The sequence below is a fragment of the Synechococcus sp. J7-Johnson genome (assembly GCF_024345795.1).
In the GTDB taxonomy this organism is placed as follows: Bacteria; Cyanobacteriota; Cyanobacteriia; order PCC-6307; family Cyanobiaceae; genus Regnicoccus_A.
Map to the genome: position 1 here is coordinate 58228 of NZ_JAGQBU010000004.1, position 17473 is coordinate 75700.

General features: G+C 67.7%; 17 protein-coding genes. 9 read left to right on the top strand and 8 right to left on the bottom strand.

The annotated features are described in order from the left end of the window. Window positions 1-46 precede the first annotated feature (46 nt). Window positions 47-1468 (bottom strand): type I glutamate--ammonia ligase, encoded by a 1422-nt coding sequence (glnA, locus tag KBY93_RS03450; protein WP_255092845.1) that lies wholly within the window; start codon window positions 1466-1468, stop codon window positions 47-49. A gap of 249 nt (window positions 1469-1717) precedes the next feature. Between glnA and KBY93_RS03455 the strand changes: the two genes are divergently transcribed. After that, the gene (locus KBY93_RS03455) at window positions 1718-2236 is read left to right on the top strand and encodes an allophycocyanin subunit beta (protein WP_255092846.1); all 519 of its coding nucleotides are present in this window, start codon (window positions 1718-1720) and stop codon (window positions 2234-2236) included. A 103-nt stretch (window positions 2237-2339) separates the two neighbouring features. Continuing rightward, window positions 2340-3503, top strand: coding sequence for an alanine--glyoxylate aminotransferase family protein (locus KBY93_RS03460; protein WP_255092914.1), 1164 nt, complete (start codon window positions 2340-2342; stop codon window positions 3501-3503). Here KBY93_RS03460 and KBY93_RS03465 read toward each other — a convergent pair. Continuing rightward, window positions 3492-4001 carry a nucleoside deaminase gene (locus KBY93_RS03465; RefSeq protein WP_255092847.1) on the bottom strand — a complete coding sequence of 170 codons (510 nt, stop codon included), beginning with the start codon at window positions 3999-4001 and terminating at the stop codon, window positions 3492-3494. The two genes, KBY93_RS03460 and KBY93_RS03465, sit on opposite strands and share 12 nt — an antisense overlap. 158 nt (window positions 4002-4159) lie before the next feature. On the opposite strand from KBY93_RS03465, the gene KBY93_RS03470 reads away from it, so the two are divergent. After that, a complete protein-coding gene (locus KBY93_RS03470) occupies window positions 4160-5614 on the top strand; it encodes an aminotransferase class V-fold PLP-dependent enzyme (protein WP_255092848.1) in 1455 nt (484 codons plus the stop codon). 185 nt (window positions 5615-5799) lie between these two features. Here KBY93_RS03470 and KBY93_RS03475 read toward each other — a convergent pair whose 3' ends face one another. From KBY93_RS03475 to KBY93_RS03490, 4 genes are read right to left on the bottom strand one after another with little or no spacing between them, the layout of a single operon-like run. Further along, window positions 5800-7392, bottom strand: coding sequence for a YcjF family protein (locus KBY93_RS03475; RefSeq protein ID WP_255092849.1), 1593 nt, complete (start codon window positions 7390-7392; stop codon window positions 5800-5802). Further along, window positions 7392-9590, bottom strand: a complete 2199-nt coding sequence (locus tag KBY93_RS03480) for a transglycosylase domain-containing protein (protein WP_255092850.1) — start codon at window positions 9588-9590, stop codon at window positions 7392-7394. The genes KBY93_RS03475 and KBY93_RS03480 overlap by 1 nt, the downstream gene beginning before the upstream one ends. Beyond that, window positions 9577-10056 carry a signal peptidase II gene (lspA, locus tag KBY93_RS03485; RefSeq protein ID WP_255092851.1) on the bottom strand — a complete coding sequence of 160 codons (480 nt, stop codon included), beginning with the start codon at window positions 10054-10056 and terminating at the stop codon, window positions 9577-9579. The genes KBY93_RS03480 and lspA overlap by 14 nt, the downstream gene beginning before the upstream one ends. After that, window positions 10053-10628, bottom strand: coding sequence for a biotin transporter BioY (locus KBY93_RS03490; protein WP_255092852.1), 576 nt, complete (start codon window positions 10626-10628; stop codon window positions 10053-10055). The genes lspA and KBY93_RS03490 overlap by 4 nt, the downstream gene beginning before the upstream one ends. 103 nt (window positions 10629-10731) lie before the next feature. Between KBY93_RS03490 and KBY93_RS03495 the strand changes: the two genes are divergently transcribed. Then, window positions 10732-11043, top strand: a complete 312-nt coding sequence (locus KBY93_RS03495) for an NAD(P)H dehydrogenase assembly family protein (RefSeq protein ID WP_315856382.1) — start codon at window positions 10732-10734, stop codon at window positions 11041-11043. On the opposite strand, the gene KBY93_RS03500 is transcribed toward KBY93_RS03495, so the two are convergent. Then, entirely contained in the window at window positions 11001-12323 is a 1323-nt protein-coding gene (locus tag KBY93_RS03500; RefSeq protein WP_255092853.1) for a pitrilysin family protein, read from the bottom strand. The two genes, KBY93_RS03495 and KBY93_RS03500, sit on opposite strands and share 43 nt — an antisense overlap. Further along, entirely contained in the window at window positions 12320-13597 is a 1278-nt protein-coding gene (locus tag KBY93_RS03505; RefSeq protein WP_255092854.1) for a pitrilysin family protein, read from the bottom strand. Before KBY93_RS03505 ends, KBY93_RS03500 begins: the two co-directional genes overlap by 4 nt. 56 nt (window positions 13598-13653) lie before the next feature. Here KBY93_RS03505 and KBY93_RS03510 point away from each other — a divergent pair, with 56 nt between their 5' ends. From KBY93_RS03510 to KBY93_RS03530, 5 genes are all read left to right on the top strand, one after another. Then, the gene (locus KBY93_RS03510; RefSeq protein ID WP_255092855.1) at window positions 13654-14418 is read left to right on the top strand and encodes a phycocyanobilin:ferredoxin oxidoreductase; all 765 of its coding nucleotides are present in this window, start codon (window positions 13654-13656) and stop codon (window positions 14416-14418) included. Further along, entirely contained in the window at window positions 14415-15329 is a 915-nt protein-coding gene (locus KBY93_RS03515) for an HlyD family efflux transporter periplasmic adaptor subunit (RefSeq protein ID WP_255092856.1), read from the top strand. Before KBY93_RS03510 ends, KBY93_RS03515 begins: the two co-directional genes overlap by 4 nt. Beyond that, window positions 15326-16513: an ABC transporter permease DevC gene (gene devC, locus KBY93_RS03520; protein WP_255092857.1), complete on the top strand. Its 1188-nt coding sequence runs from the start codon at window positions 15326-15328 to the stop codon at window positions 16511-16513. The genes KBY93_RS03515 and devC overlap by 4 nt, the downstream gene beginning before the upstream one ends. Window positions 16514-16595: 82 nt before the next feature. After that, complete coding sequence (locus KBY93_RS03525; protein WP_255092916.1) at window positions 16596-17267, top strand: DevA family ABC transporter ATP-binding protein; 672 nt, start codon at window positions 16596-16598, stop codon at window positions 17265-17267. Between the two features lie 45 nt (window positions 17268-17312). After that, complete coding sequence (locus tag KBY93_RS03530) at window positions 17313-17468, top strand: hypothetical protein (protein WP_011129965.1); 156 nt, start codon at window positions 17313-17315, stop codon at window positions 17466-17468. The last annotated feature ends 5 nt before the right edge of the window (window positions 17469-17473 follow it).

Genomic DNA, 17473 nt, shown 5'->3' on the forward strand with positions numbered 1-17473 from the left:
CACCACCGGGGGGATCCGCCAGCTCCACACCGCGCGCCAGCTCGGTTCAGCCGTCGTAGTACAGCGTGAATTCGTGGGGATGGGGTCGCTGCCGCAGCTGCTGAACCTCGTCTGTCTTCAGCGCGATCCAGGTGCGGATGAAGTCCTCGCTGAACACGTTCCCGGCCAGCAGATACTCGTGGTCGGCATCGAGAGCCGCCAATACCCCATCGAGGGAAGCGGGCACCGTGGCGATCTGCTCCAGATCCTCTGGGGGCAACTCGAACAGGTCGAGATCCATCCCGTCGCCCGGGTCGATCTGCTGACGGATGCCGTCCAGACCAGCCATCAGCATGGCGGAGAACGCCAGGTAGGGATTGGCCATGGCGTCGCCGCTGCGGAACTCCAGTCGCTTGGCCCGGGGGTTGTCGCCGCTTAGAGGAATGCGCACAGCCGCGGAGCGGTTGCCCTGGGAATAGACCAGATTCACCGGCGCCTCGAAGCCCGGCACCAGGCGCTTGTAGCTGTTGGTGGTGGGGTTGGTGAAGGCCAGGAAGCTGGGGGCATGGCGCAGCAGTCCGCCGATGTACCAGCGGGCCGTCTGGGACAGATCCGCGTAGGTGCCCAGTCCGAAAAACAACGGTTGACCGTCCCTCCAGAGGCTCTGGTGCACGTGCATGCCGCTGCCGTTGTCAGCGAACACCGGTTTGGGCATGAAGGTGGCTGTGCGTCCGTATTTGCGGGCGACGTTGCGCACTACGTGCTTGTAGATCATCACGTTGTCGGCAGCGCTGATCAACTCTGCGAACCTGATGCCCAGCTCCTGCTGGCCAGCGGCCCCCACCTCGTGGTGATGCTTCTCGATCGGCACCCCCAGCTGAGCCATGGTCAGCAGCATCTCGCTGCGGATGTCCTGAAAGGTGTCGCTGGGCGGGACGGGGAAATAACCCTGCTTCGAATTCATCTTGTAAGCAAGATTGCCGCCCTCCTCCAGCCGGCCGCTGTTCCAGGGTGCTTCGATCGAATCGACGCTGTAGAAGCAGCCCCCCTCACTGGAGCCGTAGCGAACGTCCTCGAACAGGAAGAACTCCAGTTCAGGCCCGAAGTAGGCAGTGTCGGCCAGGCCTGAGCCGGCCAGGTGCGCCAGGGCCCGCTGGGCCAGCGACCGGGGGCAACGCCCATAGGCCTCGCCGCTGCGGGGCTCCTGAATCGAGCAGATCAGGCTGAGGGTTTTGTGGCGAAGGAAGGGATCAATCCAGGCCGTGGCCGGATCGGGAACCATCGCCATGTCCGATTCATTGATCGCTTTCCAGCCCCGGATCGAGGAGCCATCGAAGGCCAGGCCCGTCTGAAACGAATGATCATCAAGCAGGTCGGCGCAGATGGTGAGGTGCTGCCACTTGCCATGGAGATCGGCAAACTTGAGATCGATCAGCTCAAGGCCCTCCTCCTTGATACGGCGAAGCACGTCCTGGGCTGAGTTGGCCATGGGGGCAGGGAAGGGCGGAGGGGAGGAAGGCTGGCAGCAGCCAGAGGGGGCCACCGGAATCGATGCTTAGGCCGGTCCAGCAGGCCTTTCGTGTCCGTTGTAACCCTCGACCCTGTCCGGGCCGTGGGGGGAGCTGGCAAGCCAAGCTGCGTAACCGTTTCTGTCAGATTGGTCAGATCCCATGGCTGGACAGGGATCTGGCCGGACTCGGATGCTAGTTTCCGCTCCAGGTGAGACGATCTCGACGTCATGCGCGATGCCATCACCGGTCTGATCGGCCGGTATGACCAGCTGGGGCGCTATCTCGATCGTGATGCGATCGAGAGCATCGCCACCTACCACTCCCAGGCTGAAGTCAGGCTGGCAGCGGTGGAACTGATCAATCGGGAAGCGACGGAGATCGTCCGCGATGCCAGTCGTCGCCTGTTCGAGCAGGACCCGGAACTGCTGCTCCCTGGCGGCAACGCTTACACCACCCGCCGGCTGTCTGCCTGCCTGCGGGATATGGACTATTTCCTGCGCTACGCCAGTTACGCGCTCGTGGCAGGCGACCCCACCATCCTCAACGAGCGCGTTCTCAATGGCCTCGACGACACCTACAAGAGCCTGGGGGTCCCCACCGGTCCCACAGTGCGAAGCATCGTGCTGTTAGGCGAAGTGCTGGCAGAGCGGCTGTCGGAAGCTGGCCTTGAGCCAGGGAATCTGATCAGCGCTCCGTTCGAGCACATGGCCCGCGGTCTGGCCGACACCAATCTGAGGGCCAGCTGAGGGCCGTTGGCTCACTGCTTAGGCTGATGTTCATCGATCCTTAGTTGCGCCGCAGGTCTTGGTCACCCTGTCTTCCTCTCCATCCATCTCCACGGCGGCCGCCGTGAGTGATCGCCATCGCCTGAATCTGGGGCCGATCGCCACTCCCGACCGGCTTCTGCTCGGTCCAGGGCCGTCCAACGCCCACCCCACGGTGCTGCAGGCCCTAGCCCGCACCCCGATCGGCCACCTCGATCCCCTCTACATCGAACTGATGGGAGAGGTGCAGGATCTGCTGCGCTACGCATGGCAGACAGAGAACCGCCTCACCATTCCCATGAGCGGCACGGGCAGCGCGGCCATGGAGGCCACCCTGGCCAACACGGTGGAGCCAGGCGACAAGGTGCTGGTGGCGGTGAAGGGCTACTTCGGCCTGCGCCTCGTCGACATGGCCGAACGCTACCGGGCCGAAGTGGTCACGATCGAGCGGCCCTGGGGCGAAGCCTTCACGCTCGAGGAGATCGAGCAGGCCCTGGTCAGCCACCGTCCGGCGATCCTGGCGATGGTTCATGCCGAAACCTCCACAGGCGTCTGCCAGCCGATGGAGGGGATCGGCGAGCTCTGCCGCCGCTACGACTGCCTGCTGCTGCTCGACACGGTCACCTCTCTCGGTGCTGTGCCCGTGCACTTAGATGCCTGGGGTGTGGACCTCGCCTACAGCTGCAGCCAGAAAGGCCTGAGCTGCCCTCCAGGCCTCGGCCCCTTCACCATGGGGGAGCGGGCTGAAGCCAAGCTGGCGGCCCGCACAGGCAAGGTGCCCAACTGGTATCTGGATGTCTCCCTGCTCAACCAGTACTGGGGCAGCAACCGGGTGTACCACCACACCGCCCCGGTGAACATGAACTTCGGCATGCGCGAAGCCCTGCGGCTGCTCGCCGAAGAGGGCCTTGAGAAGGCCTGGAGCCGACACCGCAGCAACGCGGAGCGCCTCTGGGAGGGCCTGGAGCGCCTTGGCCTTGAGCTGCACGTGCCTGAGCACCTGCGCCTGCCCACCCTCACCACGGTGCGCATTCCCGAGGGCATCGATGGCAAAGCCTTCTCCCTTCACCTGCTCAACACCCACGGCATCGAGGTGGGCGGTGGCCTGGGCGCCTTGGCTGGCAAGGTCTGGCGTATCGGCCTGATGGGTTACAACAGCCAGCCGGAGAACGTCGACCTGCTGCTCAACCTGCTCGAGACGGAACTTCCCGCCTTCCGTCAGTCAGCGCCGGTCGCCTCAATCGCCTGAGCTCGGCTCGATCGCCTGAGCTCGCCTCCGGCGTCTGAACCAGCTTTCCAGCAGCTCTCTGGCCTCCTGCTCCCTCACACCCGCCATCACCTCCATGTGGTGATGCGCGCTTGGGTGGGTAGCAAGGTTCAGACAGCCGCCCAGGGCTCCACGCTTGGCATCGCCAGCGGCGAAGACCACCCGTCCCATGCGGGCCTGGATCAGTGCTCCGGCGCACATGGGACAGGGCTCCAGGGTCACCAGCAGGGTGCAGGCGTTGAAACGCCAGTCGTGAATCAGGCGCGCGGCCTGGCTTAGCGCCACCAGCTCGGCATGGCCCAAGGGGTCCTGCTGGGATTGACGCCGGTTCGTTCCCCAGCCCAGAGCATGGCCAGCTCCATCGAGAACAACCGCCGCCACGGGGATCTCGCCGGCCTCGCCCGCCCGCTGCGCCATCCGCAGCAACCGCGCCATCCAGAACTGCTGGCAGCTGAGCGGCAGGGGGGCAGGGGGTCGCATAGGCAGTAGGGGGAGGTTTAAGCGGCACATAGTCCACCGAGACTGACAGCCAGCCACCAGATCCAAGGTCATCCCCGAACGGCCTGCAGCTCTCGTTGACGGCCTGCAGCTCTCGTTGGCGGAGCTGCCCGCCCGACTTGCTCCCGTTACACGAGACAATGATTCCCCCGACCGCCTTGCCCTTGGCCGTCACGCCACACCAGGAGCGGGCGCTCGATCCCCTGCCCTTCGCCTCACCGGGCGTCTTCGACGCAAATCTGGAGGCGTTCCTGCAGGACGCCTCCCATCAGCTCTGCCACTGGCTGGGCTCGGCTGTAAGCCGTCCGCCCCTGCCGGGCCTGAGTCTGCTGCCCGCCGTGGAGCCGGAGCTTTCGGGACTGGGAGCGCAGAGGCTGCTTGCGGATCTGCACCTGGTGATGGAGGGGGCCTACAACCCGAACCATCCAGGCGCCCTGGCCCACCTCGATCCCCCACCTCTGAGCGCCTCGCTGGTGGGGGACCTGATCTGCGCTGGGCTCAACAACAATCTGTTGGCCGAGGAGCTCTCCCCGTCGCTCAGCCGTCTGGAGCGGAGCCTGTGCGGCTGGTTGGCCCGGCGGCTGGGCCTGGGGGAGCTGGCCGGTGGAGTGCCCGCCAGCGGCGGCAGCCTCAGCAATCTGATGGCCCTGGTCACAGCCCGGGAAAGCCGCGGCCTGCGCGGCACCCCCGAGGCCGTTGTGCTGTGCGGCCTCGACAGCCACACGTCGCTGGAGAAGGCGGCGATGGTGATGGGCCTTCCAGGCTCTGCCCTGCACCGCCTGCCGCTCGATGACGACGGCCGCCTCCAGCCGGAACTGGTGGGCGAATGCCTGCAGACCCTCAGCGCCGCCGGCATCCCCGTGATCGCCCTGGTGGCAACGGCTGGCACTACCGTTCGCGGGGCCGTGGATCCCCTGGTGGAACTCGCCGCCCTCTGCCGCTGCCACGACATCTGGCTGCACGTCGATGCGGCGATCGGCGGAGTGCTTGGTCTGAGTGAGCGCCACCGCCAGCGGGTCGAGGGTCTGGGGCTGGCGGATTCGATCACGATCAATCCCCAGAAGCTGCTGGGGATCACCAAGACCTCCTCCTTGTTGCTGCTGGCTGATCCCACCGCCCTGGAGCGAAGCTTCGCCACGGGTCTGCCCTACATGGAACTCAGCCGCGAAGGGGGCCATGGTGGGGAGTGCGGCCTGCAGGGCAGCCGCAGTGCCGAGATTCTCAAGTTGTGGCTTGGCTTGCGCCAGCTGGGCCTCGATGGCATCGAGGCCGTGATCGAGGGGGCAATTCAGCGCCGCCGCCGCCTTCAGCAGCTTTTGCATGGGGCACAAGGCACCGGCGAGCTCACCCTGCTCAGTGGCCCGCTGCACCTGCTGGCCTTCCGGCCTAGCCAGCTGGATGCGGCCGGCTGCGAGCAGTGGTCGCAGCACTGCCGCCAGCAGCTGCTGGCCCACGACCTGATGCTCTCCCGCCCCCGCTACCAGGGGAAACACCACCTCAAGGCAGTGCTGGGCAACCCCCACACCCAGGAGGAGCATCTGCAGGGGCTCGCGGCGGTGGTCAGCCAGTCGCTGCGGTCCGGGGATCTGACCTGAAACCTCAGCCTTCGGCACTAGGCAAAATGCCATCGGTGGTGACCGGCTTTCACGTGTGAGCAGGCATCGTGGACCCACTACGACCATGAGCGATCAGCAGCCTCAGGCGAACCCCCGCGGACGCTGGGTGGCGATTGTCACCGGCGCCCTGTCGATACTGATCGGGGTGCTGTATCTCGGCCTGATCACGGTGCTCGACGCCCGCGGTCCCCTCCAGCCCCCTCCCCCCGAGGCCCTGGGCGTGGTGGCAACTGCCGGTCCCGCCGACGCTGCAGAGGCTCCACCACACGGCGCAGGGCCACCTCCAGAAAACCGCGCAACGCCCCCTCCCTCCGGTTGAGGTCGTACTGGCGGCGCACCACCTCCTGCAACCCCCCATCGCCCCAGTCCTGACCCTGCTCGAAGTACGTGAGGAAGCTGAGGCCCGCGATCCGCGTCAACCAGGCGGCACTCACCCCCTGCACCGCCTTGCTGACCACCAGTGCCGGCAGGTTCAGGCTCAGGGCGGTGGTGATCAATCCCAGCCCCCCCTTGATCACCCCCAGACCCGCCAGGGTGCGTCCCACCGAGAGAGCCAGGTCCTGTCCGGCCTCGCGCGTCAGCGTCACCCCGTAGGCCCGGCCCAGCTCCACCACCATCTGAGCGTTCACGGCGGCGGTGCCGAGCAGATCCACCACCGGCAGGGGGTTCACCACCAGCACCCCGGCGCCGATCCACATGTAGCGATCGACGATGGCCTCCCCGTCCTGGCGCCGCTGGCGCGAGAGCAGGGCACGGCTGGCGTCGCTGAGACGCTGGCTCTGCAGCAGGATGTTGTCGGCGATCAGCTCCTCGCCGTCCTGGTGCAGCACTTCCGAGAGACGGCGCAGCAGGGCGTCGACCTCCGGAGCAGGCTGCAGCGGTCGCCCGCCGGGCCTGGGGATCGACTGGGGCGCCGCGGCGGCGGGGATCACGTCCTCGGCAGGGATCCTGCCAGCACAGCGCTGGCGCAGCAGGGCCAGCAGGCGCCGCGCCTCCTCCTCGCCGCGCAGGTCGCATTTGTTCAGCACCAGCACCAGCCGCTTACCGAGGCTGGCGAGGGCTTCGAACACTTGGAACTCCGCGGCGCGCAGATCGCCATCCACCACCAGCACCAGCAGATCGGCACGGGCAGCCTGCCGGCGGGCCTCACGCTCGCGCTCCTGACCGTCGCGGCCGGATTCGAGAATGCCAGGTGTATCGACCAGTTGCAGGCCCCGCTGCAAGCCCTTCAGGCGCAACCGGTAGGTCTGACAGGTGGTGGTGGAGCCCATCGCGGCCCCCACATCCCCCACCACCTGCTGCAGCAGGGCACGGATCAGGGAGGTCTTGCCGGCGGAGCCACTGCCGAAAATCACCAGCACCAGATCGCCGCGGGCGAGCTCCGCCTCCACCCGGTCACGCTCCTGTCGCAGGGCTTCGCGCGCCACCTCATCGCGTACCCGCTCCAGCACCGGATCGATGGAGCGCAACTGCTGGCCGGCTGCCTCCTGGCGGCTGCTGGGGGCAGGGAGGGGCTTGCTGCCGGGGCCGGGGCCTGGCCTGGGGTTGCGCCAGGCCAGCAACCAGGGCCAGGCCAGGCGCAGCAGCAGCACAGCGCCGCCACCCAGCACCAGCACGAGCAGCGGGCCCACCAGGGCCGGTGGCAGCAGGTAGCTGAGCTGCCACACCAGGTTGTTGAAGGCCTGCAGCAATAGTGAAAGGGCCACGATCACGGCCAGGCCCGCCGCCACCCAGATCCAGAGGCGCAGACGTGGCATCAGGGCTTAGCCGCTGGGGCGGCACGGCTCGGGGTGGCCTGGCGCATGATGTCGCCCCAGAGGCCGGCGGCCAGGGCGCTGCCGCTGCGGGTGGGGCTGTTGTCGTCGTTGCCCAGCCAGATGCCCATCACCCAGTGGCGACTGGGGTCATAGCCGATGAACAGGAGATCCCTGGCCCCGTTGGTGGTGCCGGTCTTGCCCCCTTCCTCCCCACCGAGGTAGGCCGCACCACCGGTGCCGGAGCGCACCACGGCCTGGAGCAGCCCCTGCATGCTGCGGGCCACCTCGGGCTTGAGCACGCTGCGGCCGGCCTGGATGGCCCGGTTCGGCTGATCGCCCTTGTTGCGCAACTGGCGGCAGCGTTCGCTCTCGAGGCCCGCGCAGGTCTCGGCGTCGGTGAGGCGGCGGATGGTGCTGGGGGCATGCCATACCCCGCCATTGGCCACAGCCCCATAGGCGGCGGTGAGCTCGATCAGCCGCGCCTCGCTCTGGCCGAGGGTCAGGCCTGGCACGGGGTTGAGGCTGGAGCTGATGCCCAGATCCTGGGCCTGCTGCACCACTGCCTCCAGACCCACCCGCCGGGCCAGGCGCAGGGCGGCGGTGTTGCTGCTGATGGCGAAGGCCTGACGCAGGCTGAGGCTGCCGCCGCAACCACTGGAGAACGACTGGCCGCGCCAGCTCAGGGGACTGCAGCTGATGACGTCGCCGGGCCTGGAGCCCCGCTGCAGGGCCGCCAGGTAGGTGAAGAGCTTGAAGGTGCTGCCTGGCTGCCGCAGGGCCTGGCTGGCCCGGTTGTACTGACTGGTGCGGTAATCGCGCCCGCCGGCGATGGCGATCACTCCGCCGTTGCGGCTGTCCAGCAGCACCACAGCGCCCTCGCTCACCCCCAGGGCGGCGGCAGCGGCCAGGCGACGGCGCAGCTGCCGCTCCACCAGCTCCTGTACCGGCGGATCCAGGTGGGTCTCCACAAGGAAATTCCCCTCCGCCGCCACATCCACCCCCAGCAGCCTCTCCAGGTCTAGACGCACCTGATCCGTGTAGTAGGGGGCAGGGCGCCGGCTGCCCTTGCGGCAGGCCTGGCTCCCTAGCTGAATGGGGCTGCGGCGAGAGCGGCGGGCCCGGTCAGCGCTGATGCGGCCGCTGTCGGCCATCTTCAGCAGCACGACGTTTCGGGCCTCCAGGGCCGCCTGGGGGTTGATGCAGGGATCGTGGCCGTTGGGAGAAGGGAGCAGACCCACCAGCAGAGCCGCCTCCTCCAGGCTGAGCCTGGCCGCCGGCTTGGCGAAGTAATTGCGGGCGGCGTCCTCGAAGCCCCAGCCCACTCCGAGGTACACCCGGTTCAGGTAGCTCAGCAGCAGGTCGCCCTTGCTGAAGCGGGCCTCCAGTTGCAGGGCCACCAGCAGCTCCCGCCACTTGCGGATCAGCGTTTCACCCTGGCCCACCTGCTCCGGGTAGAGGCTGCGGGCCAGCTGCTGGGTGAGGGTGCTGCCACCCTCCAGCACCCGTCCGCCGAGCACGTTGGTGGCCAGGGCGCGGGCAGTACCGATCGGATCCACGCCGGGATGCCACCAGAAGCGGCTGTCCTCACTGGCGAGCAGGGCATCCACCAGGACCGGCGGGAAATCGGAGAGGGCGTCGTTTTCGCGGTGTTCGCTTGATTCCGCGGAACTGATGGGCCGGTTCAACCGGTCGTAGAGGGCGAGGGGGCCCCGCACCGGCGCCAGGCTGCCCCGCACCGGCGTCCACACAGCGGCCAGAGCGAGCAGGAGCAGGCCACCCGAACCCAGCCCCGCCAGCACCAGGGTGAGGCCACGGGCCAGCCGCAGTCCCCGGGGCAGAGGCTTGCGCTCGAACACCAGTTCCGGCAACCCCGGCTCCTCGGGGGGGCCGAAGCGGACCACATCACCATCCCGCAGCAACAGCTCCCGGATCCGCTGACCGCGCCAGAACAGCCCGTTGGTGGAGCCGCTGTCACGGATCAGCCAGTCGTGGCCCACTGGTTCGAGCCAAGCGTGCTGCTTGCTGACAGCGGGGTGATCCAGGCTCAGCTCAAGGCCAGGATCGCGGCCGAGTCGGACCAGCCGGCCGTGGAGCTTGATCCGGCGGGGGGCGTGGCCGCTCAGATGGATCTCAACCTGAGCGGACGCCGGGCTCTCCAGCTCCACCAGCCCCCGCTTCAGGCCCTCAACGGCGCTCACGGGGACGTCCCTCCCACAGATCGAGGATCAGGCAGACCACAGCCACATTGATCGCCACATCGGCAAGGTTGAACACCGGGAACTGGACGGGCACCAACTCGAGAAAATCGACCACGCCACCTATCCGCCAGCGGTCGAGGCCATTGCCCACTGCCCCACCGAGCAATGATCCGAGTCCCAGCCACTGCCAGCGCGGTAACGATGGGTGGCGCTGGATCCACACCACCAGCAGCAGCGCCACCACCAGGCTCACCACACCCAGCCAGACGGCCTGGCCGCTGAGAAGGCTGAACGCAGCACCGGTGTTGAAGACCAGCCGCAGACGCAGGAGCCCCGGAATCAGGGGTTCCGCCAGGCCAGGAGGCAGAGCGGCAGAGGCCCACGCCTTGCTGAGCTGGTCGAGCACCACCACCAGCCCCGCCACGGTCCAGGCAAGGCGACGGCTGGAGCTCACGCCTGCGCTCATGGCTCCACCAGCAGGAGGCGGCGCAGGGGCCAGGCCAGCACCGCCACCCCGCAGCAAAGCAACAGCTGGGGCAGCAGGGGACCGAGGCTGTAGGCGACCAGCAGATCGGGCAGTCCAGCGGCCCAGCGGCCCGCCAGAGCCCCGAGCAGCAGGTTGGCGATGCCGCAGAGCTGAATCACCAGCAACCCCAGGCAGGCAGCTCCCAGCAGCCGCAGCAGCTCGCCCATCCCCTCCTGGCGGGCCAGCCGACCACTCACCCAGGCTGCCGGCATGAAGCCGGCCAGGTAGCCGAAGCCTGGATCCAGCAGGTAGGCCATACCACCTCCGGAATGGAACACCGGCAGCATCAGCAGGCCGAGGCTGAGGTAGGCCACCGACGCCAGCAGGGCCGGCCTGGGGCCGCAGACCAGCGCCGTGAGCAACAGTGCCGGCACCTGGGCGGTGACGGGGAGATCGAACAGGCGCAGACCTCCACCAGCCAGAGGCAGGGGGATGGCGGCCTGGATCAGACCCCCCATGATGATCAGCAGCAGCCCCATGAGGGCCCCACTCCAGTTGGCTAAGGCCCGCAAACGAAGGGTGATTGGCTCGCTCCATCCTGCTGTAGTGGATGCCAGCTGAACAGCGGTGGCGATGAGCTTCCCCGATCTGACCACCGATCAACCAGGTGAGCCCATGGTTCAGCCGACGAACGATCAGCCGAACCATGGGCCAACAGATCCGCCTTCCGAAGCTGTTGCTGAGCCCGAAGCACCGGCGTTCAGCGTGGGTGACTGGGTTCGGATCACGACCCGACTCACTTACCTCAAAACCGCCGATCCGATGCCGATGCTGCGACCTCCCGATCTGGTCGATGGCGATGAAGCCGGCCAGGTGATGGCTCTCAGGGCCATCAACCTCCTGGCCGTGCGCTTCCGGCGCGGCACTTTCCTGCTGGGCGCCGATCAGCTCAGCGCCTGCACCCCCGAGGGGCGGCCCAGGGGATGAGTGCCCCAGACCTTCCCAGCGGCCCCCAGGGCCCGGGGCGGTCCGCAGAGGCTCAGGCTTGGTCGGCTCAGCAGCTGGCGGGCCACGACATGGAGCATGTCGGGGTCGAAGCTTCCGGCCCGCTCCAGCGCCTCATCGGCGTAGGACCAATCCAGGCCATGGCCCAGCACCATCGCCTGGCGATCGGCAATCTGGCCGCAGGTCTGCCGGCCGGCCGCGGAGGCGCCGCGGAACTTGGCGATGGCCAGGGCCAGTTCCTCCTCGCTCAGGGGCTGATCCAGCAGCCGCTGCCACTCAGACAGCAACTCCGTGGTGGCCTCCGCGGCCCGCTCAGCAGAACTGGAGAGGTGGAACACGAAGGGGGCTGCGCCACAGCGGGCCGGGGCGTGGACACCCACGTCGTAGGCCAGGCCGTGATCTTCCCGCAGGGCCACGAACAACCGGCTCGACATGCCCACTCCCAGGTGGCATTGCAGCAAGCGCAGGGCAAGGGAGCGGGGATCGGCCAGGGGCACCGTGGCGGTCCCGAGCATCAGCACCAGCTGCTCGGTGTCCTGCTCCTCCAGCACCAGGGCCGGTTCGTTCTTCGCCTCCTGCCCACTCAGCAGCGACGGGGTTCGGCAGTTCCAGGCCGGGCTGCCGGCGGGCTGCAGCAATTCGATCAGGTCCTTGGGTGGCCGGCCCACCAGCACCAGTGCCGCCCCGTGCCCCCCCAGGGCTCCTGCGGCATCCACCAACTGGGGACGATCAAGCCCGGCCAGTTCCGCCTCCACGCCCAGAGGGTCGTGGCCATAGGGGCCCTGGCCGAAAAGGTGGGAACGCAGCTGGTCGTGGGCCTGCTGGAACGGGTCTTCGCGCAGGCGTCCGAGGGTCTGCAGGTTCAGTTGCCTCTCGAGGCTGATCTGGTCAGGATCGAGCCAGGGGGACTGCACCATGACCCCAAGCAAAGGCAGCAGGGCCGCAGCGTCGTCGCTGGCGCACTTCAGACTGATCACCAGGGCGTCTTCGCTGGCTTCGCAGCGCAATTCATCGCCGAGACCCTCCACCAGATCAGCCAGTTGATCGCCGCTGAGGTCGCCGCAACCCCGGCTGAGCAGTCCTGCCAGCAGCTGGGCCCGGCCGCGCTGGCCTGGCGGATCGCCCGCGCTGCCACCACGGATCCAGAGCCTGGCGGAAAGGATCGCCGGCCCTGCTCGGCGCAGCACCGAGACCGGGCAGCCCCCGGGCAGCTCGAAGCACTCGGGCTGGGGAAGGGGAGGCAGGGGGGTGGAGCGGCTCATGCGGGCAGGGCCAACAGACGACAAGCGCGCTCGGGAGCCAGCAGAGGCAGCAGCTCAGCGCCGAGGCGCTCCACGCTCCAGCGCTGCAGCAGCTCCAGGGGATGGCTCAGCGGTTGCAGACGCCCCCAGAGGCACTGGTGACCGATCAGACCCGCCACCGACGACGCCGACTCCAGGCCGAAGCGATATCCATTGGCCACCAGACGGCGGGCGCGCTCCAGCTCACTCTCGGGGGGAGGTGTGCAGCAGATCTCCTGCCAGACCACCGCGATCTGCTCCTCCACCGCCGCCACCTGCTCTGGAGCGCAGACCGCCTCGAGCAGGGCCAGGCTGCCGGATTCGAGCACATTCAGATCCAGATCGATGCTCTCCACCAGGCGCAGGTCTTCGCGCAGCCGCTGCACCAGGCGACTGCGGCGCCCTTCGGCCAGCAGGCTGGTGAGCAGATCGGCGCCGGCCACCGCTTCCAGATCGGCGGCGGCGGGAAGCTGCCAGGCCATCAGCAGGCGGGCCGCCTCCAGACGGGGCAGCTCCAGTTCATGGACACCGGGACGCAGCTCCAGGGCTACCCCTGGTGGCGGTGCCGTGGCCTGGGAATCAAGCCCGGCCAGGGCACTGCTCGCCAGCAGGGTCTCGATCGGCAGTTGATCGATGGCACCGGCCAGGGCCAGGCTGCAGCGCCGAGGCCGGTAGGCGTTGTTGTGAAAGGAGGCCATCCCGTCTGGGGTCTGGGCCTTGAGGGCCCTGCGGTCCCCCAGGATCGGCCTGCCATAGGGGTGCCCTGGACAGGCCAGGGCTAGCAGGCGCTGGAAGGCAACCTCCTCGGGCTGATCCTCACTCTGGGCAAGCTCTTCGAGCACCACCTTGCGCTCCATCCGGAAATCGCCGGGATCGAGACGCGGCTTGAGCACCAGATCGAGCAGCAACTCCAGGGCTTCGGTCACCGCCTCCGCTGGCACGAGCACGTGGTAGTGCACGTCGTCGAAACCCGTGGCCGCATTGCTGCTGCCACCTAAAGACTCGATGCGGCGATCGAATTGCCCCGCCTCCAGGCGTTCACTGCCCTTGAAGACCATGTGCTCCAGGAAATGGGCCATCCCCTCCTGACCGGGCTCTTCACCGGCGCTGCCGGCCTGGCACCAGAAGTCGAGGCAGACCAGAGGGGCCTGCTCCTGGCGCAGACTCACCACCTCCACCCCATTGGCGAGGCGGAGCAGGCTGGGATCCTCGAAGCTGTCGGCAGCCTGGAGCGGCGGAGGGAAGGAAAGGGGCAACGGCTGGACCGAACGGGCGTGGCAGGATCAACATTCTGCTGGCCGAGGCTGCCCACGTGACCTCAACCGTCCCCGCCCCCAGCCCCGACCAGCGCCCCGCCGCCTCTGGCCTGCATCCCCTCGTGGATGCCCTGGCGGAAACTATCCGCAGCAGCTGGAGCACACTGCCGGGGCTTGCTCCCCTGGCCATCGACCAGGATCTCGAGGCGATCAGCGGCAGCCTCGACGGCGAAAAGCTGTTCATTCACAATGAGCTGCGCCGCTGCCGCGGCCTGCGCAAACTCCATCTGGAAACCGCCCGGCTGGGTGCGGGTCTGCAGATCCTGCACTGCGTGTTCTTCCCTGATCCCCGCTACGACCTGCCCGTCTTCGGCGCCGACATCGTTGCAGGCCCCGCTGGAGTGTCAGCCGCCATCGCCGATCTCTCCCCCACGGGCGGGGAGCTGGCGGCCGGGATCGCTTCCGATCTGGCCGCCTTGCCGCGGCGCCCTTACAGCCAGCCGCGGGAGCTGCCTGCCTGGGGGACGATCTTCTCCCCTTACGTGCGCTTCGTACGGCCGGTGACCGAAGAGGAGGAAGGCTGGTTCCTGGAGGAGGTGGTGGCGCTGCTGGCGGTGATGGCCAAGGCAGTGGCCATCACGCCGGAGCAGGCTGTTGATGACCCCGCTACGGTTTTCCGGTATCACGGCCAACTTTCGTATTGCCAGCAGCAGAAACGGAACGACAAAACCCGCCGCGTGCTGGAGAAGGCGTTCAATCCGAGCTGGGCGGATCGCTACATCGAGAAGCTCCTGTTCGACGATCCCCCCTCGCCCGCATGAGCGGCCTGCCGCTGCGACCGGTGCTCATCGGCGCAGCTGCCCTGCTGCTTGTAGCCGGGACGATCACCCTGATCAGCCGCAGCCAGCAGGGCGTCAAACCGGAGGCAGAGCCCCAGACCGTTGCCCAGCCCAGGACGCTGGAAGCGGTCTCGGCTCTGGGACGCCTTGAGCCAGCCGGTGACATCCGCAAGCTGGCAGCACCGATCACCGGCATCGGAGGCAGCCCCCGGATCACCGAGCTGTTGGTGGAGGAGGGTCAGCGGGTGCAGGCGGGCCAGTTGCTGGCGACCTTCGACACCGGCCCCGCCCTTCAGGCCCAGCGGCGGCTGCTCCAGAGCCGCATCGCCAACCTCACCGACCAGGTGACCCTGCTAGGGCGGGAAATCTCCCGCTACCGCCAACTGGCCAAAGCGGGTGCCACCCCTCCCGCCGACCTCGAAAGCCGCGAACTCACCCTGGTGGAGCTCAAGGGCAATCTGCGCGAAGCCCAGGACGAACTGGTCAAGACGGAGGCCGATCTGGTGAACACGGTGTTGCGGGCTCCGTTCAGCGGCACCGTGCTGAAGCTGCAATCGCGGGTGGGGGAGCGCCCCGGCGATGACGGAATCCTCGAGCTGGGTGCCAGCGACCAGATGGAGGTGCTCGCCGAGGTGTACGAGAGCGACATCAACCGCCTGCGACTGGGCCAGCGGGCCAGTGTCACCAGCGAGAACGGGGGCTTCAGCGGCACCCTCAATGGTCGGGTGATCAGGATCAGCCCCCAGGTACGCCAGCGTGATGTGCTCTCCACCGACCCCACCGGTGATGCCGATGCGCGCATTGTGGAAGTGCGGCTCGCCCTGGATCCGGCCGACATCCCCCGGATCAGCACTCGCGCCGGACTCAAGACCGTGATTCGCTTCGAGCCATGAGAGCCTGGCCCGGTCTGGCGGCGATCTGGAACCGACGCCGGATTCCCCTGGCCTGGCTGCTGCTCACCCGCCAACCGGCCCGGTTGGCGGTGGCCCTGGCGGGCATCAGCTTCGCCGGGATCCTGATGTTCATGCAGTTCGGCTTCCGTGACGGGCTGTTCGACGCCAGCGTCACGGTGCACAAGCTGTTCGACGCCGACCTGGTGCTGCTCAGCCCCCGCTCCAGCAGTTCGGTGAGCATGGCCGGCTTTCCTCGCCGGCGTCTGGTCCAGACCCTGGCCGATCCCGACGTGGCCGGCATCACGCCGGTGCACTGGAATCTTGTGATCTGGCGGAATCCCAAAGATCTCAGCACCCGCTCGATCCTGGCCCTGGGATTCGAGCCTGGCGATCCCCTGTTAACCGTTCCAGGCCTGACAGCGAAGGCCAGGGTGCTCAACCAGCGGGGTCGGGTGCTCTTCGATGAACTCTCTAGGCCTGAGTTCGGGCCCGTGGCCGAATGGTTCCGGGCGGGCCGCACGGTGGAGAGCGAAATCGGTGGAAAGCGGGTGCGTGTAGGCGGCCTCGTGGCCCTAGGGGTGTCGTTCGGGGCCGACGGCAACATCCTCACCAGCAGCGAGACCTACCTGCAACTGCTGCCCAACACGCCCCCCGGCAGCATCGAAGTGGGCCTGATCCGCCTGCGCCCGGGGGCGGATCCCGCCTTGGTGATGAAGCGCCTCAAGGACTCCCTGCCCAAGGACGTGAACGTGTTCACCAAACAGGGCTTCATGGACTTCGAGAAGGACTACTGGCGCAACAGCACGGCCATCGGCTTCATCTTCACCCTCGGAGCCGCCATGGGCTTCATTGTCGGTTGCGTGATCGTTTACCAGATCCTCTACAGCGATGTGAGTGATCACCTGCCGGAATACGCCACCTTGATGGCGATGGGGTATCGCCTCTCCACCCTGCTGGGGGTCGTGGCAAGGGAAGGGTTGCTGCTGGCGCTGCTCGGCTACCTGCCGGCCTACGCCGCCGGCCAGGGCCTCTATGCGCTGGTGCGATCAGCGACCCGTCTCCCGGTGTACATGGACATGCCCCGGGCCGTCCTGGTGTTCAGTCTGATCCTGGTGATGTGCATGGGTTCGGCCGGCATGGCGATGCGCCGCCTCGGGGATGCCGACCCCGCCGAGATCTTCTGAACGCCGCCCCAGCCGTGTCGCCATGACAGCCTCTCCCTCGTCCCTTCAAGCCCGCTCTGCCCCGGCTGGTTCCCCGCTGCCGATGGTCGAGGTGGAAGGTCTCTGCCATTGGTATGGAGCCGGTGAGATGCGCCGTCAGGTTCTCCAGCAGGTGAGCCTGACCATCCAGCCCGGGGAGGTGGTGCTGCTCACTGGTCCCTCGGGTTGCGGCAAGACCACCCTGCTCACCCTGGTGGGAGCCCTGCGCCAGGTGCAGCAGGGCCAGGTGCGGGTGCTGGGCCAGCACCTGAACGACTCCAGCCGGAAGCAGCGTCAGCAACTGCGGCGGCGCATCGGCATGATCTTCCAGGGACACAACCTGCTGCGCTGCCTCAGCGCCGAGCAGAACGTGCAGATGGGCTCCGACCTCCTGCCCAACCTCAGCTACCGGGCCCGGCGCGATCAGGCGCGCGAGTGGCTGCGGGCGGTCGGACTCGGCGACCATCTCGACAAACTGCCCCACGGGCTCTCCGGAGGCCAGAAGCAACGGGTGGCGATCGCCCGGGCCCTGGCGGCCCACCCCCGCCTGCTGCTGGCCGATGAACCCACCGCTGCGCTCGACAAACAGAGCGGTCGCGAGGTGGTGGATCTGCTCAAGCGTCTCGCCAGGGAGCAGCACTGCGCAGTGCTGATGGTGACCCACGACCCCCGCATCCTGGATGTGGCCGACCGGCTTGTGCAGATGGAGGACGGCCGCCTGATGGCCATTGGGTGAAGGTTGGTAGGGTGGAAGATCACCCCAACGAGCCCGAAGCAGTTCATGGCGAAACGCAGGAACCTCAAGAAAGAAAAGCAGGAGCGCAACCGCTCCTACGCCCGCAAGTTCAAGAAGCGCAAGCTCCGCAACGACGGCCGTGGTGAAGGGGCCGGAAACGGCGTCACCGGTACTGCCAACAACGGCGGCGCCGCCGACTGATCCGG